26 protein-coding genes are annotated in these 25,617 nt (G+C 73.7%); 22 read left to right on the top strand and 4 right to left on the bottom strand.

Annotated features, from left to right (window positions below; all coding sequences use genetic code 11):
• Positions 1 to 120: 120 nt before the first annotated feature.
• On the top strand, positions 121 to 345 hold the full coding sequence (locus ACLIYP_RS18315; RefSeq protein WP_412714212.1) for a hypothetical protein: 225 nt from the start codon (positions 121 to 123) through the stop codon (positions 343 to 345).
• Here the strand turns inward: ACLIYP_RS18315 and mreB are convergent.
• Positions 335 to 1,363, bottom strand: coding sequence for a rod shape-determining protein (gene mreB / locus ACLIYP_RS18320; protein ID WP_412714213.1), 1,029 nt, complete (start codon positions 1,361 to 1,363; stop codon positions 335 to 337). The two genes, ACLIYP_RS18315 and mreB, sit on opposite strands and share 11 nt — an antisense overlap.
• 170 nt (positions 1,364 to 1,533) lie before the next feature.
• Positions 1,534 to 3,525, bottom strand: coding sequence for an ABC transporter ATP-binding protein (locus tag ACLIYP_RS18325; protein ID WP_412714214.1), 1,992 nt, complete (start codon positions 3,523 to 3,525; stop codon positions 1,534 to 1,536).
• Positions 3,526 to 3,776: 251 nt separating this feature from the next.
• On the opposite strand from ACLIYP_RS18325, the gene ACLIYP_RS18330 reads away from it, so the two are divergent.
• Both ACLIYP_RS18330 and ACLIYP_RS18335 read left to right on the top strand, forming a co-directional pair.
• Positions 3,777 to 4,133 carry an ArsR/SmtB family transcription factor gene (locus ACLIYP_RS18330; RefSeq protein WP_412714215.1) on the top strand — a complete coding sequence of 119 codons (357 nt, stop codon included), beginning with the start codon at positions 3,777 to 3,779 and terminating at the stop codon, positions 4,131 to 4,133.
• A 227-nt stretch (positions 4,134 to 4,360) separates the two neighbouring features.
• Positions 4,361 to 4,600, top strand: coding sequence for a DUF397 domain-containing protein (locus ACLIYP_RS18335; protein ID WP_412714216.1), 240 nt, complete (start codon positions 4,361 to 4,363; stop codon positions 4,598 to 4,600).
• Here the strand turns inward: ACLIYP_RS18335 and ACLIYP_RS18340 are convergent.
• Positions 4,587 to 5,210 (bottom strand): ATP-binding protein, encoded by a 624-nt coding sequence (locus ACLIYP_RS18340; RefSeq protein WP_412714217.1) that lies wholly within the window; start codon positions 5,208 to 5,210, stop codon positions 4,587 to 4,589. The two genes, ACLIYP_RS18335 and ACLIYP_RS18340, sit on opposite strands and share 14 nt — an antisense overlap.
• Positions 5,211 to 5,556: 346 nt before the next feature.
• Between ACLIYP_RS18340 and ACLIYP_RS18345 the strand changes: the two genes are divergently transcribed.
• The 4 genes from ACLIYP_RS18345 (at position 5,557) to ACLIYP_RS18360 (ending at position 9,816) form a co-directional block, all read left to right on the top strand.
• Positions 5,557 to 6,396, top strand: coding sequence for a helix-turn-helix domain-containing protein (locus tag ACLIYP_RS18345; protein ID WP_412714218.1), 840 nt, complete (start codon positions 5,557 to 5,559; stop codon positions 6,394 to 6,396).
• Positions 6,397 to 6,607: 211 nt separating this feature from the next.
• Entirely contained in the window at positions 6,608 to 7,171 is a 564-nt protein-coding gene (locus tag ACLIYP_RS18350; protein ID WP_412714219.1) for a DinB family protein, read from the top strand.
• Between the two features lie 97 nt (positions 7,172 to 7,268).
• Positions 7,269 to 7,907 carry a PadR family transcriptional regulator gene (locus ACLIYP_RS18355; RefSeq protein ID WP_412714234.1) on the top strand — a complete coding sequence of 213 codons (639 nt, stop codon included), beginning with the start codon at positions 7,269 to 7,271 and terminating at the stop codon, positions 7,905 to 7,907.
• A gap of 214 nt (positions 7,908 to 8,121) precedes the next feature.
• Positions 8,122 to 9,816 (top strand): threonine/serine exporter family protein, encoded by a 1,695-nt coding sequence (locus ACLIYP_RS18360; RefSeq protein WP_412714220.1) that lies wholly within the window; start codon positions 8,122 to 8,124, stop codon positions 9,814 to 9,816.
• A gap of 196 nt (positions 9,817 to 10,012) precedes the next feature.
• Here the strand turns inward: ACLIYP_RS18360 and ACLIYP_RS18365 are convergent, their stop codons facing one another.
• On the bottom strand, positions 10,013 to 10,510 hold the full coding sequence (locus tag ACLIYP_RS18365) for an inorganic diphosphatase (protein WP_093657646.1): 498 nt from the start codon (positions 10,508 to 10,510) through the stop codon (positions 10,013 to 10,015).
• 122 nt (positions 10,511 to 10,632) lie between these two features.
• On the opposite strand from ACLIYP_RS18365, the gene dacB reads away from it, so the two are divergent.
• The 15 genes from dacB to ACLIYP_RS18440 all read left to right on the top strand — a co-directional run.
• Positions 10,633 to 12,132 carry a D-alanyl-D-alanine carboxypeptidase/D-alanyl-D-alanine endopeptidase gene (dacB, locus tag ACLIYP_RS18370; RefSeq protein ID WP_412714221.1) on the top strand — a complete coding sequence of 500 codons (1,500 nt, stop codon included), beginning with the start codon at positions 10,633 to 10,635 and terminating at the stop codon, positions 12,130 to 12,132.
• 148 nt (positions 12,133 to 12,280) lie between these two features.
• On the top strand, positions 12,281 to 13,417 hold the full coding sequence (locus ACLIYP_RS18375; RefSeq protein WP_412714222.1) for a zinc-dependent metalloprotease: 1,137 nt from the start codon (positions 12,281 to 12,283) through the stop codon (positions 13,415 to 13,417).
• A gap of 155 nt (positions 13,418 to 13,572) precedes the next feature.
• Entirely contained in the window at positions 13,573 to 14,730 is a 1,158-nt protein-coding gene (gene tilS / locus ACLIYP_RS18380; protein ID WP_412714223.1) for a tRNA lysidine(34) synthetase TilS, read from the top strand.
• A 36-nt stretch (positions 14,731 to 14,766) separates the two neighbouring features.
• Positions 14,767 to 15,306: a hypoxanthine phosphoribosyltransferase gene (hpt, locus tag ACLIYP_RS18385; RefSeq protein WP_093657861.1), complete on the top strand. Its 540-nt coding sequence runs from the start codon at positions 14,767 to 14,769 to the stop codon at positions 15,304 to 15,306.
• A gap of 277 nt (positions 15,307 to 15,583) precedes the next feature.
• Positions 15,584 to 17,626, top strand: a complete 2,043-nt coding sequence (gene ftsH, locus ACLIYP_RS18390; RefSeq protein WP_412714224.1) for an ATP-dependent zinc metalloprotease FtsH — start codon at positions 15,584 to 15,586, stop codon at positions 17,624 to 17,626.
• Between the two features lie 125 nt (positions 17,627 to 17,751).
• Entirely contained in the window at positions 17,752 to 18,357 is a 606-nt protein-coding gene (gene folE / locus ACLIYP_RS18395; protein WP_412714225.1) for a GTP cyclohydrolase I FolE, read from the top strand.
• A gap of 62 nt (positions 18,358 to 18,419) precedes the next feature.
• Positions 18,420 to 19,286 (top strand): dihydropteroate synthase, encoded by an 867-nt coding sequence (gene folP, locus ACLIYP_RS18400; protein ID WP_412714226.1) that lies wholly within the window; start codon positions 18,420 to 18,422, stop codon positions 19,284 to 19,286.
• The gene (locus ACLIYP_RS18405; RefSeq protein WP_093657658.1) at positions 19,283 to 19,780 is read left to right on the top strand and encodes a nuclear transport factor 2 family protein; all 498 of its coding nucleotides are present in this window, start codon (positions 19,283 to 19,285) and stop codon (positions 19,778 to 19,780) included. Before folP ends, ACLIYP_RS18405 begins: the two co-directional genes overlap by 4 nt.
• Positions 19,781 to 19,924: 144 nt before the next feature.
• Entirely contained in the window at positions 19,925 to 20,284 is a 360-nt protein-coding gene (gene folB, locus ACLIYP_RS18410) for a dihydroneopterin aldolase (RefSeq protein WP_412714227.1), read from the top strand.
• A complete protein-coding gene (gene folK, locus ACLIYP_RS18415; RefSeq protein WP_412714228.1) occupies positions 20,281 to 20,877 on the top strand; it encodes a 2-amino-4-hydroxy-6-hydroxymethyldihydropteridine diphosphokinase in 597 nt (198 codons plus the stop codon). Before folB ends, folK begins: the two co-directional genes overlap by 4 nt.
• A 174-nt stretch (positions 20,878 to 21,051) precedes the next feature.
• Entirely contained in the window at positions 21,052 to 21,543 is a 492-nt protein-coding gene (locus ACLIYP_RS18420; protein ID WP_412714229.1) for a DUF3180 domain-containing protein, read from the top strand.
• Positions 21,544 to 21,632: 89 nt separating this feature from the next.
• Positions 21,633 to 22,841, top strand: a complete 1,209-nt coding sequence (locus ACLIYP_RS18425; RefSeq protein ID WP_412714230.1) for an amidase family protein — start codon at positions 21,633 to 21,635, stop codon at positions 22,839 to 22,841.
• A 57-nt stretch (positions 22,842 to 22,898) separates the two neighbouring features.
• Positions 22,899 to 23,510: a class I SAM-dependent methyltransferase gene (locus ACLIYP_RS18430; RefSeq protein WP_412714231.1), complete on the top strand. Its 612-nt coding sequence runs from the start codon at positions 22,899 to 22,901 to the stop codon at positions 23,508 to 23,510.
• Between the two features lie 119 nt (positions 23,511 to 23,629).
• Positions 23,630 to 24,772 carry a hypothetical protein gene (locus ACLIYP_RS18435; protein WP_412714232.1) on the top strand — a complete coding sequence of 381 codons (1,143 nt, stop codon included), beginning with the start codon at positions 23,630 to 23,632 and terminating at the stop codon, positions 24,770 to 24,772.
• A gap of 120 nt (positions 24,773 to 24,892) precedes the next feature.
• Positions 24,893 to 25,617 (top strand): hypothetical protein (locus ACLIYP_RS18440; protein WP_412714233.1); only part of this gene is annotated, 725 nt, incomplete at its 3' end.

Raw genomic sequence — 25,617 nt, forward strand, 5'->3', positions numbered from 1 at the left:
CACGCGGCCCCCCTGCCCGAGCCGCTGCGCGACGGGGGCGGCGCCTGACGGGACGCCGGGCGGCGCGCAGGCAGCCACCGGCCCGGCGGGGCCGTCCTACCCGGCGGTGAGGGGAGAGAGATGACCGCTGCGGCGGTGCGGCGCGACGGGCGGCAGGCCGCTCCGGCCGACGCGCCCGGCAGCGCGGGCGCCGGGGCGGCGCTCGCCCTGCCGCTGTACGCGGTGGCGCTGCGGGCGGTGGCGGCGGCGCGTCACCGCCGTGCGTCCCGTGCACCCGGTGCCGACACCGGTGCCGGTGCGCCCCGTGCGGACGAGCCGGCGGACCGGCGGTCCGTCAGCGGCTGAGCGGATCGCGGTGCAGCAGCCGCACCCGTCCCTCCAGCATCGCGCCCAGGCCCTCCACCGCGCAGACGGCCGGCTGCTCGGCGACGTGCACCGGCATCCCGGTGGCCTGCCGCAGCATCGAGTCCAGCCCCGGCAGCATCGCGCTGCCGCCCACCAGCATGATCCCGCGGTCGGCGAGATCGGCCACCAGATCGGGCTGGCACTGGCGCAGCACGCCGCGGATGGCGTCCACCATCGCCGTCAGCGGGGGCCGGATGGCGGCGCGCACGCCCTCGGTGTCCACGTTCACCGTGCGGAACAGTCCGGTGGACACGTCCCGGCCGTACACCTCGGCCTCGGTCTGCCCGGGCGGGGCGACTGACATCGCCAGGTGCAGCGGGTGGACCGCCTGGTTGGGGAGCATCAGCTCGTGCTGGTTGCGCAGGTGCTGGATGACGGCGCGGTCGATGATCTCGCCGCCGACCGGCACCGTCTCGGAGGCGACGATCGACCCCAGCGAGAGCACCGCGACGTGCGAGGTGGCCGCGCCGCACATCACGATCATGGTGGCCTCGGGCTCCTCCACGGGCAGCCCGGAGCCGACGGCCGCGGCGATGAGGCTGTCCACCAGCTCCACCCGCCGCGCGCCCATCCCGGTGAGCGTCTCGATCGCGGCGCGCTGGACGAGCGGCTCGGCGTCGTGCGGGATGCACACGGCGGCGCGCAGCATCGGCTTGCGCCGCCAGGCCCGGCGGATGCGGTCGCCCACCAGGGCACGCAGCATCCGCCGGGCCATGTCGATGTCCACCACGGTCCCGCCCGACACCGGCCGCACCACCCGGATGTGCTCGGGGGTGCGGCCCACCATCCGCTCGGCCGGGGCGCCGACCGCGATCAGGGCCCCGGAGCGGGTGTTGACGGCGACGGCCGACGGCGCGTCCACGATGACGCCGAACCGTTTGAGGTAGACCCGGGTCCTGGCCGCGCCGAGGTCGACGGCTACGGAACAGCGGCTCAGTTGCTCAAGACTGACGGTCACAGCGGCATCTCCCCGGACATGGCTCGATACGGGCCGCCGCCCGGCGGCCCCGATTCTCATCGTGGGGGCCGGGCGGCGGTCCCGCGCGCTGGACTGATCCGGATGGGCGAGGGCCGCCACGGGTGCCGCGGCCGCCGAGTTCCGCGTACCGCCGGGAAGGTGATGGCCGGTCAGGAGAAGGAGCCGGGCACGGCGGGCTCCCCGGCGCCCGGCCCGGACGGCCTGCCGTCCGGGCCGCCGGAGGGCTCGTGGGAGGACCCGCCGGGGAGCTCGGGGGAGGGGGCGCCGGACTGCGCGCCGAACTGGGTGCGGTACAGCTCCCGGTAGCGCCCGCCCGCCGCCATCAGCGTCTCGTGGGTACCGCGCTCGACGATCCGGCCCTCCTCCACCACCAGGATCAGGTCGGCGGCCCGGACGGTGGAGAGGCGGTGGGCGATCACCACGGAGGTGCGGCCGCGCAGCGCCTCGGCCAGCGCCTCCTGGACGGCCGCCTCGGAGGTGGAGTCCAGGTGCGCGGTCGCCTCGTCGAGGATCACCACCCGCGGCCGGGCCAGCAGCAGCCGGGCGATGGTCAGCCGCTGCCGCTCGCCGCCGGACAGGCGGTAGCCGCGCTCGCCGACGACCGTGTCCAGCCCGTCGGGCAGGGAGGCGACCAGCTCGTCGAGCCGGGCGCGGCGCAGTACGTCCCACAGTTCGTCCTCGCTCGCGCCGGGCCGGGCGAACAGCAGGTTGGAGCGGATCGACTCGTGGAAGAGGTGGCCGTCCTGGGTGACCATGCCGAGCGTGGCGCGCAGGGAACGGAAGGTCAGGTCCCGTACGTCCACGCCGCCCAGCCGCACCGCGCCGCCGTCGGCGTCGTAGAGCCGCGGCACGAGCTGGGCGATGGTGGACTTGCCCGCGCCGGAGGAGCCGACCAGCGCCACCATCCGCCCGGGCTCGGCGCGGAAGGACACCTGGTGCAGCACCTGCTCGCCGCCGCGTGCGTCGAGGACGGCGACCTCCTCCAGGGAGGCCAGGGAGACCTTCTCGGCCGACGGGTAGGCGAAGTCCACGCGGTCGAACTCCACCGACACCGGGCCCTCGGGCACTTCACGGGCGTCCTCGCGCTCCTCGATCAGCGGCCTGAGGTCCAGTACCTCGAACACGCGCTGGAAGCTGACGAGCGCGCCCATCACCTCCACCCGTGCGCCGGCCAGCGAGGTCAGCGGGGCGTAGAGCCGGGTGAGCAGCAGGGCCAGGGCCACCACCGCGCCGGGGTCGAGCCGGCCGCGCAGCGCGTACCAGCCGCCGAGCCCGTAGACCAGGGCCAGCGCCAGGGCGGAGACGACGGTCAGCGCGGTGAAGAAGACGTGCTGGACCATGGCGGTGCGCACCCCGATGTCGCGCACCCGCCGGGCCCGCGCCGCGAACTCCTCCGACTCCTCCCGCGGCCGTCCGAACAGCTTGACGAGGGTGGCGCCGGGGGCGGAGAAGCGCTCGGTCATCTGCGTGCCCATGGCCGCGTTGTGGGCCGCGGCCTCGTGCGAGAGGCGGGCCAGCCGGGAGCCCATGCGCCGCGCGGGCAGCACGAACACCGGCAGCAGCACCAGGGCGAGCAGCGTGACCTGCCAGGACAGCCGCACCATGACCACCAGGGTGAGCAGCAGGGTGACGAAGTTGCCGACCACCGAGGACAGGGTGTTGCTGAAGGCCCGCTGGGCGCCGATGACGTCGTTGTTCAGCCGGCTGACCAGCGCGCCGGTGCGGGTGCGGGTGAAGAAGGCGACCGGCATCCGCTGGACGTGGTCGAAGACGGCGGTGCGCAGGTCCAGGATCAGCCCCTCCCCGATGCGCGCGGACAGCCACCTGGCCAGCAGTCCGATCGCCGCCTCGGCCACCGCCACGAACGCGATCAGGACGGCGAGCCGGCCCACCGTGCCGGCCGCCGCGCCCTCGACGATCGCGTCGACGACCCGGCCCGCGAGCACGGGGGTGGCCACGGCCAGCGCCGCCGATGTGGTGCTGAGCAGCAGGAAGAGCGCCAGCCGCCGCCGGTGCGGGCGGGCGAAGCCCGCGATGCGGCGCAGGGTGGCGCGGGACAGCGCCGAGGAGGAGCCATGTCGCCCCTGTGGGGCGTGGCGCGCCTGGTACAGGGCGTTCCACGCGGCGGATTCCATGCTCATCGCGGGTCCTCACGTCGTCGTTGCGTCGACCAGGACGTTAGGACCTGAAGTCGGCTTGAGGTCAAGGGCGGGTGGAGCCGGACACCGCCGTTCAGCGGGTGGGACAGGGTTCCGCTACGGGCGCCCGCCGGGGGATCATTCGGTGACCACCGATACGAGCGGACTGCGAGCGGCCCGGCGCCGCCGACCGGCGGCGCCGGCTTCCCTCCTCTCCGCCACTGCCAACTGACCACTGGCTCGCAAGGGGGAACATGAGCGCCATCGACGTACCCGAGGACCGGATCCGTGAGGACCGGCTCTTCTCCGCCCTCGCCAACCCGACCCGGCGTGAGGTGCTGAGGCTGCTCCGGGTGGAGGGGCCGCAGCCCGTGCAGCGGCTGGCCGACCACTTCGACATGCGCAGGCCGAGCCTCTCGGAGCACCTGAAGGTGCTCCGGGAGGCCGGCCTGGTCAGCGAACGGCGCAAGGGGAGGGAGAGGCACTACCGGCTGGAGGCCGGACCGCTCAGCGAGGTGCAGCACTGGCTGAGTCCGTACGAGCGGTTCTGGCGCGGGATGGGGGATCTGCGCGGTCTCCTGGAGAGGGGGCCCGGCGACCCCGGCGTGTGAACGGCGCGGCCGGCACGTGTGCGGCGGCCGGGTGCGCTTCCGCGCCCGGCCCCGCCGCCCGCACGCGAACCGGCCTTTCGACGGGTTGTCATGACGTCGTGACAGGCTGTCGTGCACGTGCATCTTCACGTGCATCCGCACGTGAACGACGTTATGATCCGAACTGGTTGACCGATTCAGCCCCTGACCGCACCGACCGCCCCCGACCGCACAGCCGGGAGAGTCCGATGCCCCACGCGTACAACGGCATGGCAGCCAGGGACCTCCAAGGGGTCGTCTGGCAGAAGAGCAGACACAGCAACTCGCAGGGAGCGTGCGTGGAGTTCGCCAAGCTCCCCGGCGGAGAGGTGGCCGTGCGGAACTCGCGCTATCCGGACGGCCCCGCGCTGGTCTACACCCCGGCCGAGGTCGAGGCGATGCTGCTCGGCGCCAAGGACGGCGAGTTCGACCACCTCATACAGGACTGACGCCGGTTCCCCGTTCGGGGTTCAGCCGGAACAGCGCCCAGACCACTTTCCCGGGCATGGTGCCGGCCATGGGCTGCCAGCCCCAGTCGTCGCTGAAGGACTCGACGAGGAAGAGGCCGCGTCCGGACTCCGCCGTGTCGTCGAAGAGCGCACCGGCGAACTCGTCACCGATACCGCCGATGTCGCCGATACCGCCGAGATCGTCGCCGAAATCGCAGCCTATGCCGCCGAGTTCCGCGTCGAACCCTCCGCCGGGCCTCTTCGCCACGGGCGCCTTTCCGCTGGGGTCGCGCACGGCGCACACCAGGCGGCCGGACCAGTGCATCAGATGGAGCCGCACGGGCGGGTCCAGGGTTTCACCGGGGACGGCGCCCGGCACGCCGTGGCGCAGGGCGTTGGTCACCAGCTCCGAGACCACCAGGGCCACGGTGTCGAAGCTCCCGGCCAACCGCCAGCGCAGCAGTACGTTCCGGGTGAACTCGCGGGCGGTCCTGACCGCTTCGTAGCGCGGCTGGAGCGCGCAGGAGGCCGAGCCGGAGAGCGCGTCGGGGTCGAGCGACGGGAAGTCATGCCATAACCGGTCGAGCACGGTCGGTCCTTCGGTCCCCATGACGAGACACTCCTGGCATTGCGGCGGTCATGGCCCTGGCGGACCCCGTCAGCGGTGGTGCTCCGTATCGCGTTCCGCTCGTTGCGCTGCATCGGTGGATCGTGTACATGCCCAAGTGCCCTGGCCCCGCGTGCACTTGTGCTTTCCCCATGGTTCCCAATGCCCACAGCAGATGCAAGGGCAGATGCACGTGCACGAGCGACTTTCGATTGTGTGTAACCGCCTGGGCACGCAACGAAGGCATTGGTGGCAGACTGCTACTGGTGCAGGGGTGGAGAGCTGAATACAAACAGGAGCATTTCCGGTGAAAAACGGAGTGAACGGGGCCAACGGGTCGAGTGGGTCCATGGTGCGCCGCATCCTGCTCGGTTCCCAGCTGCGGCGGCTGCGCGAGTCCCGCGGGGTCACCCGTGAGGCGGCCGGATATTCCATCCGGGCCTCCGAATCGAAGATCAGCCGCATGGAGCTGGGGCGTGTGAGCTTCAAGGCGCGGGACGTGGCGGACCTGCTCACGCTCTACGGCATCACCGACGACGCCGAGCGCGAGCCGCTGCTGAGCCTCGCCCGCGAGTCCAGTGCCACGGGCTGGTGGCACAACTACAGCGACGTGCTGCCGAACTGGTTCCAGACGTACGTCGGCCTGGAGGGCGCGGCCTCGCACATCGGCGTCTACGAGGTGCAGTTCGTCTCCGGGCTGCTCCAGACGGAGGACTACGCGCGGGCGGTCGTCACCAGCGGCCACCGGTCGGGGCTGTCGCGGGAGGAGGTCGACCGCCGCGTCGCACTGCGCCTGGAGCGGCAGAAGCTGCTGCTGTCCGAGCAGGCCCCGAAGTTCCGCTGCGTGCTGGACGAGGCCGCGCTGCGCCGCCCCTACGGCGGCCGCGAGGTGATGGACGCCCAGCTGCGGCACCTGGCGGAACTCTCCGAACTGCCCCACGTCACGCTCCAGGTGATGCCGTTCGACACCGGCGGGCACCCGGCCGAGAGCGGAGCCTTCACACTGCTGCGCTTCCCCGAGTCGGAGATCTCCGACATCGTCTACCTGGAGCACCTCACCGGCGCCCTCTACCTGGACAAGCCGGAGGAGGTCGCCCAGTACGAGGACGTCCTCGACCGCCTCCTGCGGGACAGCCGCGGCCCGGAGGAGTCCCGCGCGCTCCTGCACGAGGTCCGCAAGGAGATCTGACCGGTCCGTCCGGCGGACGTCGTCCCGGCCGGGGTGCACGGGACGCCGCCTGCGTCGGCTCCGGCCGGCTCCGGCTCCGCGAGGAAAACCCGCCGGAAAAAAGCGCCGGGAGGGCCTTCAGGACAGAACCTGTCCCCAAGGCCTCATAGCGTCGTCATCGGTGAAGGGGCCGGAAGGCGGCCCGACGACCGACGCGTGAGGAGAACCACCCATGCCCGTTCCTGTCGCTTCCGAGAACCGCGGCGACGAGCGCGGAATCCTGCTCGCCTATCTGGACGCCCAGCGCGGCGGCATCCGCCGGGCCCTCCACGGCCTCACCGACGAGCAGGCGCGCAGCAGGCCGACCGTGAGCGCGTTCTCCCTGGCCGGCATCCTCAAGCACGTCGCGGTGGGCGAGCAGGGCGCGCTGGCGACGATGCGCGGCGAGCCCTTCGACTTCGAGACCAGCGTGAAGCGGTGGGAGGACAGCCTGGCCGCCAGGGACGACGAGACGGTCGAGGAGCTGCTGGACCTCTACGAGCGGGTGGCGCGCGAGACCGAGGAGACGGTCCGGTCGGTGCCCTCCCTCGACGACACCTTCTCGGCTCCCAAGATGCCCTGGGACGAGGGCGGAGCCCGCTCCTGGCGCTGGGGCCTGCTCCACCAGATCGAGGAGACCGCCCGGCACGCCGGACACGCGGACATCATCCGCGAGGCGATCGACGGCAAGGGCGCCTTCGACCTGGTCTTCGAGACGGGCGCGCTGCCGGAGCCGGACTGGTCGTCCTTCCGGTGACCCGCCCCCGGTGACCCTGCCCGTGCCCGCCGCCGTCCGTCTACGCTGGTCGGCGGTGGGCACGCGCAGGGCCCGGAAGGGAACGGTGAGGTCGGCGGTGTCGGCGATCCGGTTGCTGGTGCTGGGCGCGGTCCGCCAGCACGGGCGGGCACACGGCTACCAGGTCCGCAACGACCTGGAGTTCTGGGGCGCGCACCAGTGGTCCAACGCCAAGCCGGGCTCGATCTACCACGCGCTCAAGCAGATGGCGAAGCAGGGCCTGCTGACCGCCCACGACACCGCGCCGAGCACGGCCGGCGGCCCGCCGCGCACCGAGTACGAGCTGACCGGCGCCGGCGAGGCCGAGTACCACCGGCTGCTGCGCTGGGCGCTCACGGCGCACGACGAGAAGCCGGACGTGCTCACGGCGGGGGTCGGCTTCATCGTCGACCTGCCGCGCCGGGAGGCGATCGAACTGCTCGGGCGGCGTGTGGCGGCGCTGGAGGAGTGGAGCGCCGAGGTCGCCAGGGAGTGGACGCCCCCGGGCGCCCCGGACGAGTGGGGCCACATCGGCGAGATCATGCGGCTGTGGCTGCACAGCGCCGCCAGCGGAGCGGAGTGGACCCGGGGCCTGATCGAGCGCCTGGAGAGCGGCGCTTACGTGATGGCGGGCGAGGGCGAGCGGTCGGTGGAGGTGCTGCCCGCGGACGCGGACACACCCCGCGCCGAGCGTCCGCACGACCGCCCCTCCGGGTGAGGGCGGGTCCTGCCGCCGGGACCCCGGCGGCTGCAACGCATCTCACACCGGACGGACACCTCCACGTCCCCTCCCGGCAGGGCGCCCGGCCGTATCCTCGCTGGGGGGAACGGACATCTCCCGCCGTGACCGGGAAATCCGAGGTCCGTGCGAGAAGACGACTGGAGGGTGAGGAGCGGCGAGTTTGGCCCCGGAGACCACGAGGAACAGCACGGTGACCGAGACCGTCCGCCCGGAGGACCGCAGGTCCGCACCGGACGACATCCACAGCGCCTTCGCCCCGCCCTCCGGCGTACCGCTGTCGTCCCCGCACTCCGAGGACGAGCACCCCACCTCGGAGTTCGCCGTGCCCGAGGGGCTGAGGCCTCCCGCGTTGCCGCCGGAGGACGAGCACCCCACCTCCGAGTTCGCCGTACCCGAGGGCGTGCGCAGGACGGCGCCCCCCGAGCACGGGTCCGCCTTCACCCCGCCCGACGGCATCCCGGTGATCGACAACCTGGTACGGCCGGGCGCGCCCTGGCAGGACCGGATGCGCACCATGGTCCGGATGCCGCTGGGTGAGCGGCCGGTGCCCGAGCGCCCCCGGCGCACCGACGAGGAGGACACCGACACCGGGCCGTCGGCGCCGCGCGTACTCGACCTGACCCTGCGCATCGGCGAGCTGCTGCTCGCCGGCGGCGAGGGAGCCGAGGACGTCGAGGCGGCGATGTTCGGGGTGGCCCACGCGTACGGGCTGGACCGCTGCGAGCCGACGGTCACCTTCACCCTGCTGACGATCACCTACCAGCCGTCGCTGGTGGACGACCCGGTCTCGCTGAGCCGCACGGTCCGCCGCCGCGGCACCGACTACAACCGGCTGTCGGCGGTCTACCGCCTGGTGGCCGACATCACCGACGGCGACGTGACGCTGGAGGAGGCGTACGGCCGCCTCGCCGAGATCCGCCGCAACCGCCACCCGTACTCCAAGGGCGCGCTCACCGTCGCCAGCGGCCTGCTGGCGGGTGCGGCGTCCACCCTGGTGGGCGGTGGCTGGGTGGTCTTCCTCCTGGCCGCGCTCGGCGCGATGCTCGGCGACCGGCTCGCCTGGTTCTTCTCCCAGCGCGGGATGCCGGAGTTCTACCAGTTCGTGGCCGCGGCGATGCCGCCCGCGGTGCTGGGGGTGCTGGTCCAGCTGTTCGCCGCGGACCTCGGCCTGGCCATCAGGGCCTCCGCGGTCGTCACCGGCGGCCTGTTCCCGCTGATCCCCGGTAGAGCGCTGGTGGCCGCCGTGCACGACGGGCTGACCGGCTTCTACATCACGGCCTCGGCCCGCCTGCTGGAGGTCGTCTACCTGGTCGTCGGCATCGTCTGCGGTGTGCTGCTGGTGCTCTACATCGGCGCCGAGATGGGAGCCCAGTTCGACCCGGAGGGCCTGGACATCCGCAGCCGGCCGCTGCTCCAGCTCCTGGCGGCGATGCTGCTGGCCCTGACCTTCTGCGTCCTCCTCCAGCAGGAGCGCTCCACCGTGCTGCTCGCCACGCTCAACGGCGGCGTCGCCTGGCTGGTGTACGGCGCGATGGCCGACACCGGCGGTATCGACCCCGTCGCGGCGACCGCGGCCGCGGCGGGCCTGGTGGGCCTGTTCGGGCAGCTGATGTCGCGCTACCAGTTCGTCTCGGCGCTGCCGTACATCACGGCGGCGATCGGCCCGCTGCTGCCCGGTAGCGCCATCTACTTCGGGCTGATCGGCATCGCCCAGGGCGACCTGGACCACGGCCTGCCGAACCTGTCGCGGGCCGCGGCCCTGGCGCTGGCGATCGCGATCGGCGTCAACCTGGGGAACGAGCTGGCCCGTCTGTTCATCAAGACGCCGGGGCAGGAGAGCCCGCTGCCGGGGCGGCGCGCGGCCAAGCGCACCCGCGGCTTCTGACCCGGCTCCGGGGCGCGTTCCCGGGACGCGTACGCCCCGGGGACGCGCCCCGGAACGGGACGTGCCCCGGGGCGTACGCGGCGCGGTGGCCGTGTGCGTCCCGGGGCACGTCGGGCCGGGCCCGCGGGAGGGCGGGCCCGGAGGGCTCGGCGGCCCGGTACCGGCGGCTCAGTGCCGGTGGCTCGGCGCCGGCGGCTCAGTGGTGGCCGCCGCCCGACGCCTCCAGGCGCTTGATCGAGGCCTCGACCTCGGCCTCGGCGTCGGCCCGGCCGACCCAGTCCGCGCCCTCGACCGACTTGCCGGGCTCCAGGTCCTTGTAGACCTCGAAGAAGTGCTGGATCTCCAGCCGGTCGAACTCGCTCACGTGGTGGATGTCGCGCAGGTGCTCCATGCGCGGGTCGGACGCGGGCACGCACAGCAGCTTGTCGTCGCCGCCGGCCTCGTCCGTCATGCGGAACATGCCGATCGCCCGGCACTTGATGATGCAGCCGGGGAAGGTCGGCTCCTCCAGCAGCACCAGCGCGTCCAGCGGGTCTCCGTCCTCACCCAGGGTGTTGTCGACGAAGCCGTAGTCGGCCGGGTACACGGTGGAGGTGAACAGGTGCCGGTCGAGCCGGATGCGACCGGTCTCGTGGTCCACCTCGTACTTGTTCCGCGAACCCTTCGGGATCTCGATGACGACGTCGAACTCCAAGGGAGACTCCTCCGTATGCTTCAGCACTCGTCAGTGGCCCGGGGGCTTCCCCCGGAGAGCGGCGATGTGGTGGTTAAGTGTCCCTCACGCAGGCGTGTGGTCGCGAAAGGGGCTGGTCCGAGGTGCGGGACACATGGCGGGTGGTGGCCGGTTCCGCCGCCGCCGGACTCGCGGTCGCGGTGACGGCTGTGGCCGTCGCCGGACCCTGGGACTCCGGCCAGCGTACGGCCGAGCGGGCCCGCGCCGCCCACTGGGACCGCCGCAGTGGCGCGGAGCACATCGGAGCGGGCCTCCCCGGCGGCCCCGCCCCGGCGCCCAGCGCCGCCGAGGTGCTCACCGCGCTGGGCCCCTCCCCCGCCGGCGGGGGAGGGGACGACGGAGAGGACGGGGACGACCGGGGCGGCCGGGGCGGGAAGGACGCGCCGAACCCGGGCGAGGCCCCCGCCCCCGCGCCCGCCGCGCTCGCCGACGCCCTCCATCCGCTGCTGGAGGACGGCGCCCTGGGCACGCTCCGCACCGCCTCGGTGCTGGACGTGGCCACCGGGCGGGAGCTGTACGGGGCCAGGGCCGGCCGGGACGTCGTACCCGCCTCCACCGTCAAGGTCGCCACGGCGGTCGCCGCGCTGTCGGCCCTCGGACCGGACCACCGCATCCCCACCCGGGCGGTGTGGGACGCGAAGGGCGAGCGGGTCTTCCTGGTCGGCGGCGGCGACCCCACGGTCACCCCCGCCGCCCTGCGGAGGCTGGCCGACGCCACCGCCCGGGAACTGGCGGAACGCGGCGCGAAGCGGATCGAGCTGGCCCACGACACCTCGCTCTACTCCGGCCCCGCCCGCCATCCCATCGGGCCGAACGAGAACATCGCGCCGGTCAGCGCGCTGATGTTGAACGAGGGCCGCCTCGACGACAGCACCCGCGGGCCCGCCCCCCGCTCGGACGACCCGGCCCGGGACGCCGCCGAGGTCTTCGCCGACCGCCTGCGCGAGCGAGGCGTCGACATCGGGCACTCCGGGCACCCCGAGCGCGCCCGCAAGGCCCCGAAGGGCGCCGAGGAACTGGCGGTGCACCGCTCCGCGCCGCTGGGGGAACTGGTCGAGCGGATGCTGCTCCACAGCGACAACGACATCGCCGAGGCCCTCTTCCGGCAGACCGCCGTCGCGCGCGGCGAGCCCGCGAGCTTCGCCGGCGCCGGACGCGCGGTGCGCGCGCAGCTCGCCGGATACGGCGGGGCGCTGCCGCTGGAGGGCGCCCGCTTCGCCGACGGCAGCGGGCTCGACCGGAGCGGCAGGATCTCCGCCGGCCTGCTGACCAGGCTGCTGGCCCTCGCCGCCGACCCCGCCCGCCCCGAGCTGCGGCCCGTGCTGACGGGGCTGCCCGTGGCCCGCTTCAGCGGCACGCTCGGCGGTCGCTACGACGACGAGGCGACCCGCACCGGCGCGGGCCTGGTCCGCGCCAAGACCGGCACGCTGACCGGGGTCAACACCCTGGCGGGCACGGTCGTGGACGCCGACGGCAGACTCCTGGCCTTCGCGTTCACGGCGTCGGGCACCACCGACCGCCAGGGCGCCCACGAGGCCCTGGACCGGCTCGCCGCCGTCCTGGCCGGCTGCGGCTGCCGCTGACCGGCCGGCGGGGCCGCGGGGGACCGCCGGCCGGTCAGCGGCCCCGGCCCCGCCGTCCGGTCCGGGCGTGACCCGCCGCCCCGTGGGCACCCTTGCCCGCGGGGGCGGTCCGCTCCCGTTCGGGGGCACCGGCACGTACGGTGAAGTCATGACGAGCCTCGGTGGTGTGGAGATGGTCGACTGGAATCTCGCGGTGGCGACCGCGACCCGGCTCGTGAAGCCCGGGCCCGAAGTGAGCCGCGAGGAGGCGCGGGAGGCCGTGGCCGAACTGCGGCGGCACGCCTCGGCGGCCGAGGCGCACGTACGCGGCTTCACGCGGATGACGCCCGACGCCGCCGCGGACACCCCCGTGCTCGTCGTGGACCGGCCCGGCTGGATCCGGGCCAACGTGGCCGGTTTCCGCGAGCTGCTGTCGCCCCTGCTGGGCAAGATGCGGGCGCGGCGCGGCGGCGGCCCCGGCAACGCGGTGCTCGGCGCGGTCGGCGGCAAGGTGACCGGCGTCGAGGTCGGGATGCTGCTGTCGTTCATGGCCTCGCGCGTCCTGGGCCAGTACGAGACCTTCGCACCGCCCACCCGCGACCTGCCGGGCGCCCCGGGCGAGGGCGGCGGGCGGCTGCTGCTGGTCGCGCCGAACATCGTGCACATCGAGCGCGAGCTGGACGTCGACCCGCACGACTTCCGGCTGTGGGTGTGCCTGCACGAGGAGACCCACCGCACCCAGTTCTCCGCCGTTCCGTGGCTGCGGGACCACATCGAGGGGGAGATCCACGCCTTCCTCGGGGAGACCGACATAGAGCCCTCCGCGCTGCTGGAGCGGCTGCGCGAGGCGTTCCAGTCGCTGGCCGGGGGCGGCGGCCCGGAGCCCGGGGACGACGGGGAGCGGGACGGGGGGCACAGCTTCGTCGAGCTGGTGCAGACCCCGGCGCAGCGCGAGGTCCTCGGCCGCATCACCGCCGTGATGTCGCTGCTGGAGGGGCACGCGGACTACGTGATGGACGGCGTCGGGCCCCAGGTGGTCCCGTCGGTCGCCGAGATCCGTGAGAAGTTCCAGAAGCGCCGCGCGGCCGGCGCCGGCCGCCTCGACCAGGCGCTGCGCAGGCTGCTGGGGCTCGACGCCAAGCTGCGCCAGTACCGCGACGGCGAGCGGTTCGTGCGGGCGGTGGTGGAGGAGGCCGGGATGGACGGCTTCAACCGCGTGTGGACGTCCCCCAACACGCTGCCCACCAAGGCCGAGATCGCCGATCCGGCGGAGTGGATCGCGAGGGTGCACCGGAAAGCGGACTGATGACCGCCGAACGCCGGGACAATCACTCTTGCGAGGGACCGTCGGCGACGGGCGCGCGTGCGATGCTCAGGGATACAGCACTTCTCTGTCACCATCGACGCACTCAGCGTAGTCATCGACTGCGCGGCCACGACTCCCCGAGGAAGTGAACGGACATGGGTCCCCACCCCGCGGTCGCCGCGATACGCCTGGCGGTTCGCCGCACACTCCGTGACGTGCTCCAGGGCGCCCCCGGCGGTTCCCCCGGCTCTCCCGGCCCCCTGACCCCGCACCGGCGCCCTCCGCTCGTGCTCGTCGCCTGCTCCGGCGGCGCCGACTCGATGGCGCTCGCCTCCGCCCTGGCCTTCGAAGCGCCCCGCCTGGGTCTGCGGGCCGGGGGCCTCACCGTCGACCACGGCCTCCAGCCCGGCTCCGACGACCGGGCCCGGGAGGTCGTCTCCCGCCTCACCGAGCTCTCCCTCGAACCGGCCGAGGCCCTCACCGTGGCGGTCGGCCGCGGCGGAGGCCCCGAGGCCGCCGCCCGCACCGCCCGCTACACCGCCCTCGACGAGGCCGCCGACCGCCTCGGCGCCGCCGCGGTCCTCCTCGGGCACACCCGCGACGACCAGGCTGAGACGGTCCTGCTCGGTCTGGCCCGGGGCTCCGGCACCCGCTCCCTGTCCGGGATGGCCGCCGTCTCCGGCTCGCCGGCCGGGCGCCGGGACGTCCGGCACCGCTATCTGCGGCCGTTCCTCGCCGTGGACCGGCAGACCACCCGCAAGGCGTGCATGGTGCAGTCGCTGCCGGTCTGGGACGACCCGCACAACGCCGATCCCGCGTTCACCCGCTCCCGGGTGCGCCACGACGCCCTGCCCGCCCTGGAGAAGGCGCTCGGCAAGGGCGTGGTCGAGGCGCTGGCCCGCACCGCGCAGCTCTCGCGCGACGACGCCGACGCCCTCGACGCCTGGGCCCGCGAGGCCGAGCGGGAGGTCCGCGCCGAGCTCCCGCCGTCCCGGGCGGACGCGGGCGGTGGAAGCGGCGGGGCCGGCGGGGCCGGTGATACCGCGGATGTCGCGGATGTCGCGGATCTCACAGAGGGGTCCGGATCAGCCCTGGACGTCGCCCGGCTCGGCGCTCTGCCGCCCGCCGTCCGCCGGCGTGTGCTGCGCCGCGTGGCGGTCGCGGCCGGCTCCCCGGCGGGCTCGCTGTTCGCCCGTCACATCGAGGAGGTGGACCGGCTGCTCACCGACTGGCGCGGCCAGCGGGCCATCAGCCTGCCCGGCCGGGTGGCCGCCCTGCGGCAGGGTGGCACACTGGTCATCCGGCAAGTGTGATCCCCGACCGAGAGCAGCAGGGTGGACGACAAGGACATGGGCGCCGACCTCAAGTCGGTGCTCATCACCAAGGAAGAGATCGACGCGAAGCTGGCCGAGCTGGCGGAGGCGATCGACGCGGAGTACGAGGGCGAGGACCTGCTCCTGGTCGGGGTCCTCAAGGGCGCGGTGATGGTCATGGCGGACCTCGCCCGGGCCCTGTCCTCGCCGGTCACCATGGACTGGATGGCGGTGTCGTCCTACGGCGCGGGCACCCAGTCCTCCGGTGTGGTCCGGATCCTCAAGGACCTGGACACCGACATCAAGGGGCGGCACGTCCTGATCGTCGAGGACATCATCGACTCCGGCCTGACGCTGTCCTGGCTGCTGTCGAACCTCGGCTCGCGCGAGCCCGCCTCGCTGAACGTCTGCACCCTGCTGCGCAAGCCGGACGCGGCGAAGGTGGCGATCGACGTGAAGTGGGTCGGCTTCGACATCCCCAACGAGTTCGTCGTCGGCTACGGCCTGGACTACGCGGAGAAGTACCGCAACCTGCCGTTCGTCGGAACGCTGGCGCCGCACGTCTACGGAGGCTGACGGTCCCGGGCGGGCCCGGGGCGCCGCACGGGAACGTTCGGGGGACCTCCCGGCGTTGGAAAGGACGGACGGGACACCCAGCCGTCCGCCGGCGGCGCCCGCCTCGGCGGTGCTTCGGGCCGTGATCCTGGGGTACCGTCCGAAGGTCGGTCTGTTGAGGCAATCTGTTCGTAGGCCGAGCAAGCCGGAGTAATACACCGTACGCACAGGCGACCTCACCCGGGGTCGCGGTGCCTCACTGTGGCAGGAGGGACGGGGCGCGCGCCGCCCCGTGTGGATGGACGTGAAGCGCTACTTCCGTGGTCCCGTCATGTGGATCGTGCTGGCCGCCCTCGCCGTGGTCGTGTTGATGAACGTCGTCGGCTCGTCCGGCGGCTACAAGACGGTGGACACCGGCCAGGTCGTGCAGGCGATCAACGAGAACAAGGTCAGGTCCGCCGAGCTGACGACCGGCGACGAGCAGACCGTCAAGGTCGAGCTCGCCGAGGGCACGAAGATCGAGGGCAGCGACAAGATCAAGGCCAGCTACATCGGCGACCAGGGCGTCGACCTGGCCAAGCAGTTGCAGTCCAAGTACCAGGACGGGCAGATCGAGGACGGTTACACCGTCTCGCCGCAGAAGCAGAACCCGTTCCTCGGGATGCTGCTCACGCTGCTGCCGTTCGTACTGATCGTGATCGTCTTCCTGTTCCTGATGAACCAGATGCAGGGCGGCGGCTCCCGGGTGATGAACTTCGGGAAGTCCAAGGCGAAGCTGATCACCAAGGACACCCCCAAGACGACCTTCGCGGACGTCGCCGGCTCGGACGAGGCGGTCGAGGAGCTCCACGAGATCAAGGAGTTCCTCCAGGAGCCCGCCAAGTTCCAGGCCGTCGGCGCGAAGATCCCCAAGGGCGTGCTGCTCTACGGCCCGCCCGGCACCGGCAAGACGCTGCTCGCGCGCGCCGTCGCGGGCGAGGCGGGCGTCCCGTTCTACTCGATCTCCGGCTCCGACTTCGTCGAGATGTTCGTCGGCGTCGGCGCCTCGCGCGTGCGCGACCTGTTCGAGCAGGCCAAGGCGAACGCCCCGGCGATCGTCTTCGTCGACGAGATCGACGCCGTCGGCCGGCACCGCGGCGCCGGCATGGGCGGCGGCCACGACGAGCGCGAGCAGACGCTGAACCAGCTCCTGGTCGAGATGGACGGCTTCGACGTCAAGGGCGGCGTCATCCTGATCGCCGCCACCAACCGCCCGGACATCCTCGACCCGGCACTGCTGCGCCCGGGCCGTTTCGACCGGCAGATCGCCGTGGACCGCCCCGACATGCAGGGCCGCCTGGAGATCCTCAAGGTGCACGCCAAGGGCAAGCCGATGGAGCCCGACGTGGACCTGTCCGCCGTCGCCCGCCGTACCCCCGGCTTCACCGGCGCCGACCTGTCCAACGTGCTCAACGAGGCGGCGCTGCTCACCGCACGCAGCGACAAGAAGCTGATCGACAACCACTTCCTGGACGAGGCGATCGACCGCGTCGTGGCCGGACCGCAGAAGCGGACCCGGATCATGAGCGACAAGGAGAAGAAGATCACCGCGTACCACGAGGGCGGTCACGCCCTGGTCGCGGCGGCCTCACCGAACTCCGACCCCGTCCACAAGATCACCATCCTCTCCCGCGGCCGGGCGCTGGGCTACACGATGGTCCTGCCCGACGAGGACAAGTACTCCACGACGCGCAACGAGATGCTCGACCAGCTCGCGTACATGCTGGGCGGGCGCGCGGCCGAGGAACTGGTCTTCCACGACCCGACCACCGGCGCCGCCAACGACATCGAGAAGGCGACCGCCACGGCCCGCGCCATGGTCACGCAGTACGGCATGACCGAGCGGCTGGGTGCGATCAAGTTCGGCTCCGACAACTCCGAGCCCTTCCTGGGCAAGGAGATGGGCCACCAGCGCGACTACTCCGAGGAGGTCGCCGGGCTGGTGGACGAGGAGGTCAAGAAGCTGATCGAGACCGCCCACAACGAGGCGTGGGAGATCCTCGTCGAGAACCGGGACGTCCTGGACAACCTGGTGCTGGCCCTCCTGGAGAAGGAGACCCTCGGCAAGGAGGAGATCGCAGAGATCTTCCGCCCGATCGTCAAGCGCCCGCCGCGCCCGGCCTGGACGGGCTCCGCGCGCCGGATGCCCTCCACCCGCCCGCCGGTCTCCACCCCCAAGGAGCTGGCCCTGACCAACGGCACGCAGCCGGGCCAGGAGAAGGGCAAGGAGATCGGTCCGACGGACACGGCGCTCTCCAAGGAGACCCGTCTGCCGTCCGACGAGCCCCGGCCGGAGAGCTGACCGCGGCTCCCAGGCGCCGGCCCCCGGGCCGGCGGCGAGGCCCCGAGGAATGCCCGCCGCGCCCCTCCGGTTGACTACCGGAGGGGCGCGGCTTTTCGCCACCCGCAATCGAGAAAGAGGACCACATGATCGACCCGGTGACGCTGGAGGGCGAGGGCTCCGTCGGAGAGTTCGACGAGAAGCGCGCCGAGAACGCCATACGGGAGCTGCTCCTCGCGGTCGGCGAGGACCCCGACCGCGAAGGCCTGCGCGAGACCCCGGCCCGGGTGGCCCGGGCCTACCGGGAGATATTCGCGGGCCTGCGGCAGCGGCCGGAGGACGTCCTGACCACCACCTTCGACCTCGGCCACGACGAGATGGTCCTGGTCAAGGACATCGAGCTGCTGTCCTCCTGCGAGCACCACCTGCTGCCCTTCCACGGAGTGGCGCACGTCGGCTACATCCCGGCCGACTCCGGCAAGATCACCGGACTGTCGAAGCTCGCCCGGCTGGTGGAGGTCTTCGCCCGCCGCCCCCAGGTCCAGGAGCGCCTGACGACGCAGATCGCGGACTCGCTGATGGAGATCCTGGAGGCGCGCGGCGTGATCGTCGTGATCGAGTGCGAGCACATGTGCATGACGGTCCGCGGCGTCCGCAAGCCCGGGGCCAAGACCATCACCTCCGCGGTCCGCGGCCAGCTCCGCGACTCCGCCACGCGCGCCGAGGCGATGAGCCTGATCATGGCCCGCTGACCGCGCGCCGCCCGACGGGGCGTCGGCGGGTGGGCGCGCCCGGAACGCCTACGCTGGACCGCATGAGTACCTTGCGCGTCCCCCGCGGGGAAGTGGCCGGACTGCCGGCATGGGACCGGTGCGCGGTCATGGGCGTGGTCAACGTCACGCCGGACTCCTTCTCCGACGGAGGCCGCTGGTTCGACGCCGGGGCCGCGGTCAAGCGCGGTCTGGCCCTGATCGCCGAGGGCGCCGACCTGGTCGACGTGGGCGGTGAGTCCACCCGGCCCGGCGCGACCCGCGTGGACGAGGCCGAGGAGCTGCGCCGGGTGATCCCGGTGGTCCGCGAACTGGCCCGCGAGGGCGCGGTGATCAGCGTGGACACCATGCGGGCGTCCGTCGCCGAGCGTGCGGTGGAGGCCGGCGCCCGGCTGGTCAACGACGTCAGCGGCGGGCGCGCGGATCCGCGCATGATCCCGGTGGTCGCCGCCGCCGGGGTGCCGTACGTGGTGATGCACTGGCGCGGCCAGAGCATCGACATGAACGACCGGGCCGTCTACACCGACACCGTCGCCGAGGTTGTCGGCGAGCTGCGCGCCGCCCTGGAACAGGCGGTGGCCGGCGGGATCGCCCCGGAGCGGATCGTGGTGGATCCCGGGCTGGGCTTCGCCAAGCAGGCCGCCCACGACCTGGCCCTGGTGGACGCCACCGCCCGGCTGCGCCGGGAGCTGGGGCGGCCGGTGCTGGTCGCGGCCTCCCGGAAGCGCTTCCTGGGCCGGGTGCTGGCGGGCGACGGCGGCGAGGCGCCGCCCGCCCGGGAACGGGACGCGGCCACCGCCGCGGTCTCGGCGCTCGTGGCGCGCGAGGGCGCCTGGGCGGTACGGGTGCACGAGGTGCGGGCGAGCGCGGACGCGGTCCGGGTGGCCCGGGCCCTGGAGGGAGCCAGGTGAGCGGAGAGGCCCGTACGGACGTCGAGGCCGTGGAGGCGGCCAACGCCGCGCTGTACGACGCGGTGGAGCGCGGCGACCTGGACGCCCTGGCCGACAGCTGGCTCGGCGGTGAGATCAGTGTCGTGCACCCGGGCTGGCCGGTGCTCACCGGACGCGACGAGGTGCTGCGCTCGTACGCGCTGATCATGGCCAACACCGAGTACATCCAGTTCTTCCTGACCGACGTCGAGGTCTCCGTGGCGGGGGACACCGCCCTGGTGACCTGCACCGAGAACATCCTCAGCGGCGGTCCCGCCGAGGAGGACGGCTCGGCCGGCCCCCTGGTCGGCGGCCTGGTGGTCGCCACCAACGTCTTCCGCAGGACGGAGGACGGCCGGTGGCGGGTGTGGGCCCACCACGGCTCCCCGGTCCTCGTGGAGGAGGAAGAGGACGACGAGGCCGGCGGGGACGAGGGCATCGACGGCGTCGGCGGCGAGGGCGGGACCCTGCTCTGAGCGCCGGTCTGAGAGAGTGGCCTCGTGTCCGGTGGGACCGGTGCCGGCTGAAGGCCGGCACCGGTCCCACCGGACACGAGGGCGCGGGGCGCGGAGGCCACCGGCCCGCCGCCGCATCCGTACGACCGACGGGAGTGAGAGCGCGTGGACCGTGTCGCGTTGCGCGGACTGAGGATCCGCGGGCATCACGGGGTGTTCGAGCGGGAACGGGAGCAGGGACAGACCTTCGTGGTGGACCTGGCGATGGGCCTGGACACCCGCCCCGCGGCCGCCGGGGACGACCTCGCCAGGACGGTGCACTACGGCATCGTCGCCGAGGAGGTCGCCGCGATCGTCGGGGGCGAGCCTGTCGACCTGATCGAGACCCTCGCCCAGCGGATCGCCGACCAGTGCCTGACGCACGACGCGGTGCGCGAGGTGGAGGTCACCGTCCACAAGCCCGAGGCCCCCGTCACCGTCCCGTTCGACGACGTGACCATCACCATCAAGCGGAGCCGCGTATGACGCCGAACAGCGACCCGACCGTACAGCCGGTGCCCGCCTCGGTGGTGCACCAGGTGGACGCGGCCGATGTGACCCTGCACAACCCCAAGCGCGCCGTCGTGGCGCTCGGGAGCAACCTGGGCAACCGCATGGAGACGCTCCAGGGGGCGATCGACGCGCTGGAGGAGACCCCGGGGGTGCGGGTCAAGGCCGTCTCACCGGTGTACGAGACCGAGCCGTGGGGGGTGGAGCCGGGCAGCCAGCCCTCCTACCTCAACGCCGTCGTCCTGCTCAGGACCACACTGCCGCCCGGTTCGCTGCTGGAGCGGGCCCACGCCATCGAGGAGGCCTACGCACGGGTCCGCGACGAGCGCTGGGGCCCGCGGACGATCGACGTGGACATCGTGGCGTACCAGGACGTCGTCTCCGACGACCCGGAGCTGACCCTGCCCCACCCCCGGTGCCACGAGCGCGCCTTCGTCCTGGCGCCCTGGCACGATGTGGATCCCGGGGCGGAGGTCCCCGGGCACGGCCCGGTGGCGGACCTCCTCGGCGCCGTGGGCCGGGAGGGCGTGGTGCGCCGGGAGGACCTGGAACTGAGCCTGCCGGAGTGACCGGCCGCGGCGCGGCCGGGCCCGGCGGATCCGGGCCCCGGGAGTGTGGGCGGCGCCGTACGGGCAAGGTTCCCCGACGGCTTCGACCCGGCTTCGACGCGGTTTCGACGCGGTTTCGACGATGCTGTTTGGGCGGTGCCGCCCCAGGGCGCGCCGAGTGACGTGGGGAGTCCCGTGAGGGAGCTACGTATCAGGACACTGGCCGGCATCTTCGCGCTCGCGCTGGTGCTGTCCTGGGCAGGGGCCCGGATGTGGGACGCGCTGGGCACCCTGCCCGCCGTGCCCGTCACGGCCCCGATCGTGCTGGCGGTGATCGCCACGGTCCTGACCGCCACCGCGCTGTCGATCCGCGCCCGGCTGCGCGCCCAGCGCGAGCGGCGGCCCGGCGCCAAGGGCGTGGAGCCGATGATGGCCGCCCGCGCCGTCGTCCTGGGGCAGGCCAGCGCGCTGGTGGCCGCCCTGGCCGCGGGCGCGTACGGCGGCGTCGGCCTCTATCTGCTCCTCGGCGCCATGGACGTGCCCGCCCGCCGGGACCAGGCGGTCTACGCGGGCCTGTCGGTGCTGGCGGGCGCGGCGGTGGTGGCGGCCGCCGTCTTCCTGCAGCGGGTGTGCAGGCTCCCGGAGGACGACGAGGAGCCCCCGCCCCCGGCCGCCGCGGCGGCCTGAGGGCTCCGGGAGACCCGGGAACCCGGCACCGGGGCCCGGACCGGGGCCCGGGCCGGGGGACGGAGCGACGGAGCGGTGACGGACCGGTGATGGACGAGGGCGTGTACGCCGAACTGCCGGCGTTGGCGATCGCCGGTGCGGTGGCGCGGGGTGAGACGTCCGCCGCCGAGGTGGTCGAGGCGGCCCTGGGGCGTATCGCCCGGCTGGAACCGGCGCTGTGCGCCTTCCGGGAGGTGTGGGCCGGCGGGGCGCGGGCCCGGGCGGCCGAGGTGGACCGCAGGGTCGCGGCGGGTGAGCGGCTGCCGCTGGCGGGAGTGCCGATCGGTGTGAAGGCGGGGGCGGGAGGCCCGGACGGGACACCGGCCGAGCCGGTCCGGCGGCTGCTGGCGGCCGGATGCGTACCGGTCGGGGCGACCTCCGTACCCGGGCCCGGCACGCGGTGGCGGACCTGGGGCCTGGGCGCCGGGGGCCGCACCGTCAACCCCTGGCGCCGGGACCGGTCGCCCGGGGGGTCGTCCGCCGGTTCGGCGGTGGCGGTAGCGGCCGGGATGGTGCCGATGGCCACCGGGGCCGACGGCGCCGGCTCGGTGCGCATCCCGGCGGCGTGGTGCGGGGTGCTCGGGCTGAAGACGACCAACGGGCTGCTGCCCTCGGCGGACCGCTCGGGCCTGACCGCGCCCGGTGTCCTCGTCCGGTGCGCCGCGGACCTCGCGGCATGGCTGGAGTGCGTGCCCGGTGTGCGTGTCCGGGGCTCGGGCGACGGCGCCGGGGAGAGGGCCGGCGCGCCGGTGGCGGCGGTGTGGTCGCCGGACCTGGGATTCGCGCGGAGCGACCCGGAGGTCGTCCGGGTGGCGAGGGCGGCGGCGGAACGGCTGGCCGCGGCGGGCGCCGTACGCCTGGAGCCCCCGGCGGCGGAGGCCGTACTGCCGGACCCCGGGCCGGCGTGGCTCGCCCTGCGCGGCCACGGCGGGGACCGGGAGGCGGCGGAGCGGACGCGGGCGGAGAGCGGTGCGCGCCTCGACGCGCTCCTCGGCGGCGCCCGGCTGCTGCTGACCCCGGCCACCCCCAACCGGCCCCACGGCCACGACGGTCCGGGCGGCCGGTACAGCACGGCACTGACCTGGACCTTCAACCTCAGCGGCCATCCGGCGGCCAGCGTCCCGGCGGGTTTCACCGGCGACGGCTGCCCGGCCGGGCTCCAGATCGCGGCCGCCAGGGGAGGGGAGGCGCTGCTCGCCTCGGTGGTGCGGGCGGCAGAGGGCGCGGGCCTGAGGGCGCTTCCGCCCCCGGAGGCGTGAACCGGTACGGAGGGCGCCACCTGTCCAACGGCGCGCGCCCCCGGTTATGGTCCCTACGTGGAGGACATCCTGGAACCACCGGATCTGAAGGCCGACGCCCACCCCAGCCGCCGCTTCCAGGAGCGACTGCTGGAGGACCCGGGAGACCGGGCCGCCTGGCAGGGCCTGCGCGCCTCCTACGACCGGATGGCCGAGGAGTGGCGGGAATGGACCGACGAGCAGCGCGGATACGACCTCCCGGTCCGTGAGGGGCTGCGCCGTGTCCGCCCCGCCGAGTGGGCCGTGGAGATCTGCTGCGGCACCGGCGAGGCCACGGCGGCGGTCGCCGGCGCCGTGCCGTCGGTGGTCGCCTGCGATCTGAGCCTGGAGATGCTGCGCCGCCGCGTGGACGTGCCCGGGGTGCGCTGGGTGGCCGCCGACGTGCGGTCACTACCCCTGGGAACGGGGCGTGTTCCCTTGGTAGTGTCGCTCAACGGGGTCTTCAACCCCTCCGAGATCGTGCGGGTGGTGAGGCCCGGCGGCCAGTTGCTGTGGTGCACCTCCTTCCGCGCGGGGACACCGCTGTACGTACCGCCGGAGCGGATGCACCGGCTGCTGGGCGGGGGATGGACGGCCGAGGGCGGCCGCGCCGGACACGGGGAGTGGACGCTGTTCACCGCGCCCGGGTGAGCCCCGGCCGCACGCGCCGGGCACGCCGCACGCGCCGTACGCGCCGCACAGGAGTCCGCGCGCCGGGCGCCGTACGCACGGTCCGGACGTGAGCGGGGGACACAGGGGGCCTGGTCGTCGTGCAGGTGGTACTCATCGCGCCGTTCCTCATGCGGTTCCGGCTGTGCGCCAACACCTTCGGGGGCGAGGTCGGCAGGGCGCTGAGGGATGCGGTCGCCGAGGCCGTGCCGGGCTTCTCGCCCCAGGCCGAGGGGCCGGACTCCCCGCTGCTGTTCGACTACCACATGTCCACCGGCGGCTCGCGGCTCAGCGGCAAGAGGACCGTCGGCACGGTCGACTTGGAGGGCGCCGGGATGCTGTGGTGCCGCTTCGAGCCCAGCGGCTACTGCTACGTCATGCAGACCGTGGAGGTGCGGGACAAGGAGGAGATGCACCGCCGCGAGCGCGAACTGGTGGAGCGGGTCAACCCGCACATAGCGCGGTGGTCGGGGGGCGTCTCGGAGCACATGCTCGCCACCGGGCTGGTCGATCCCGTGGACGGGGCGGAGATGGACCCCGGCCGGCTGCTGTGGTGGCACCGGGTCCTGATGGACCCGCCGCGCGGCCAGGAACCGGGCGCCACCCGCGTCTACGGCGTGGAGCGCAAGATCCACGACGACGCGTACCTGCGCTTCGGGGACGGCTTCACCACCCTCGTCCGCCTGCCCCGGCACCGGGTCAGCGAGGTGCTGGAGGGCGTGATGGCGGCCACCAGCGAGTGGATAGCGGTGGACGAGGCCAACCGCCTGGTGTCGGCCCGGATGCTCCGGCTCAACGACACCCGCTGGGACCGCGTGGCCGACGTGGACCGGCAGTTCACCGCCTCCCTCAAGCTCAGCAAGGACCTGGCACTGCGCGAGATGGTGCGGCTGGAGGAGAGCCGCTACACCGTCAACGCGGGCGCGGTGGTGGTGGACGCGGCCATGGAGCGGTGGGCGATGGAGCGCGAGCGCGGGGTGCTGGAGGTCCAGCTCCAGTCGCTGCGCGACATCCTCGACTTCCACCGCAACATGACGCAGTACCGGCGCGACGAGCGCCGCAACCGGCTGCTGTTCGTCTTCACGGCGATCGCCCTCTTCCAGTCGGTGCTGGTCTGGTACGACTTCGCCCACGAGTCCAACAACACCCTGGGCCCGGCGGCGCGGTTGGCCGTGGTCAGCACCATCGCCGCGCTCACCGTGGTCGTGGTGGTCTCCTCGCTGGCGGTCCGGCGCCGGGAGTGAACCCGGGCCGTCCGGTGCCCGCCGGCCCGGGGGCGCGACCGTGACGACCGGTGCTCCCCCGATAACGAATGAGGGACGGACAGTGCCTCGGGAGGCGGCGTACAAGGTAAATTCCAGGCCATGCCACGAGGACGCCACCGTCACGCGCCGCCCCTGCACCGGATGCTCGTGCCGTCCGCCGTGGCGGCCGTCGCACTCGTCAGCGCGGCGGCCTCATGGCTGGTCGGCGACACGGTCGATCCCGGCGTGGTGGTGCTGCGCCTCCTGACCGCGGCGGCCGCCGCGGCGGCCGTCACCGGGGCCGTACTGCTGCGGCGGTGGGACAGGGAGGCCGGCCGGCGGGTCGGCGAGGTCAGGGCGGCCAAGGCCACGGCGGAGTGGCGGGCCGAGGAACGCCAGGCCGAGCTGGAGACCGAGCTGGAGGAATCCCTGGAGATACGCCGGAAGACGGAGGACACGCTCCGGCGCAAGCGCACCGAACTGGAGAGGCTGCGCACCGAGCACGCCGCGCTGCTGCGCCGGTACGCCACCGCCGAGACCGAGCGGGCCAGCGCACTGGAGGGGCGGCGGCAGCTCGCCCTGGAGGCCGCCGGGCCCGCGAAGGCGCTCACCACCGGGGCGGCCGACCACCGCAGGGCGTCGGGCGCGCCCACACCGCTGACCTACCTCCAGGCGGACGAGGCGCTCAGGCGGCTGCGGGTCAACGCCGCCCGGCAGCGGGAGCGCTCGGAGCGGGAGGCCGAGGCCGCCAAGGACATCTTCTCGAAGTACCTGACCCCGAACCTCCCGCTGCACTCGGACGACCTCGCGGAGCACAACAGCGACCCCGGGGCCACCGTCGCCGG

It is taken from the genome of Streptomyces nanhaiensis, assembly GCF_046614825.1.
Classification (GTDB): domain Bacteria; phylum Actinomycetota; class Actinomycetes; order Streptomycetales; family Streptomycetaceae; genus Streptomyces; species Streptomyces radiopugnans.

Coding starts and splice junctions, on each gene's coding strand:
- ACLIYP_RS18315 (WP_412714212.1), top strand. CDS start 121: ATGACCGCTGCGGCGGTGCGGCGCGACGGGCGGCAGGCCGCTCCGGCC.
- ACLIYP_RS18325 (WP_412714214.1), bottom strand. CDS start 3,525: ATGAGCATGGAATCCGCCGCGTGGAACGCCCTGTACCAGGCGCGCCAC.
- ACLIYP_RS18330 (WP_412714215.1), top strand. CDS start 3,777: ATGAGCGCCATCGACGTACCCGAGGACCGGATCCGTGAGGACCGGCTC.
- ACLIYP_RS18335 (WP_412714216.1), top strand. CDS start 4,361: ATGCCCCACGCGTACAACGGCATGGCAGCCAGGGACCTCCAAGGGGTC.
- ACLIYP_RS18340 (WP_412714217.1), bottom strand. CDS start 5,210: ATGGGGACCGAAGGACCGACCGTGCTCGACCGGTTATGGCATGACTTC.
- ACLIYP_RS18345 (WP_412714218.1), top strand. CDS start 5,557: ATGGTGCGCCGCATCCTGCTCGGTTCCCAGCTGCGGCGGCTGCGCGAG.
- ACLIYP_RS18350 (WP_412714219.1), top strand. CDS start 6,608: ATGCCCGTTCCTGTCGCTTCCGAGAACCGCGGCGACGAGCGCGGAATC.
- ACLIYP_RS18375 (WP_412714222.1), top strand. CDS start 12,281: ATGACGAGCCTCGGTGGTGTGGAGATGGTCGACTGGAATCTCGCGGTG.
- tilS (WP_412714223.1), top strand. CDS start 13,573: ATGGGTCCCCACCCCGCGGTCGCCGCGATACGCCTGGCGGTTCGCCGC.
- hpt (WP_093657861.1), top strand. CDS start 14,767: ATGGGCGCCGACCTCAAGTCGGTGCTCATCACCAAGGAAGAGATCGAC.
- ftsH (WP_412714224.1), top strand. CDS start 15,584: ATGGACGTGAAGCGCTACTTCCGTGGTCCCGTCATGTGGATCGTGCTG.
- folE (WP_412714225.1), top strand. CDS start 17,752: ATGATCGACCCGGTGACGCTGGAGGGCGAGGGCTCCGTCGGAGAGTTC.
- folP (WP_412714226.1), top strand. CDS start 18,420: ATGAGTACCTTGCGCGTCCCCCGCGGGGAAGTGGCCGGACTGCCGGCA.
- folK (WP_412714228.1), top strand. CDS start 20,281: ATGACGCCGAACAGCGACCCGACCGTACAGCCGGTGCCCGCCTCGGTG.
- ACLIYP_RS18425 (WP_412714230.1), top strand. CDS start 21,633: ATGGACGAGGGCGTGTACGCCGAACTGCCGGCGTTGGCGATCGCCGGT.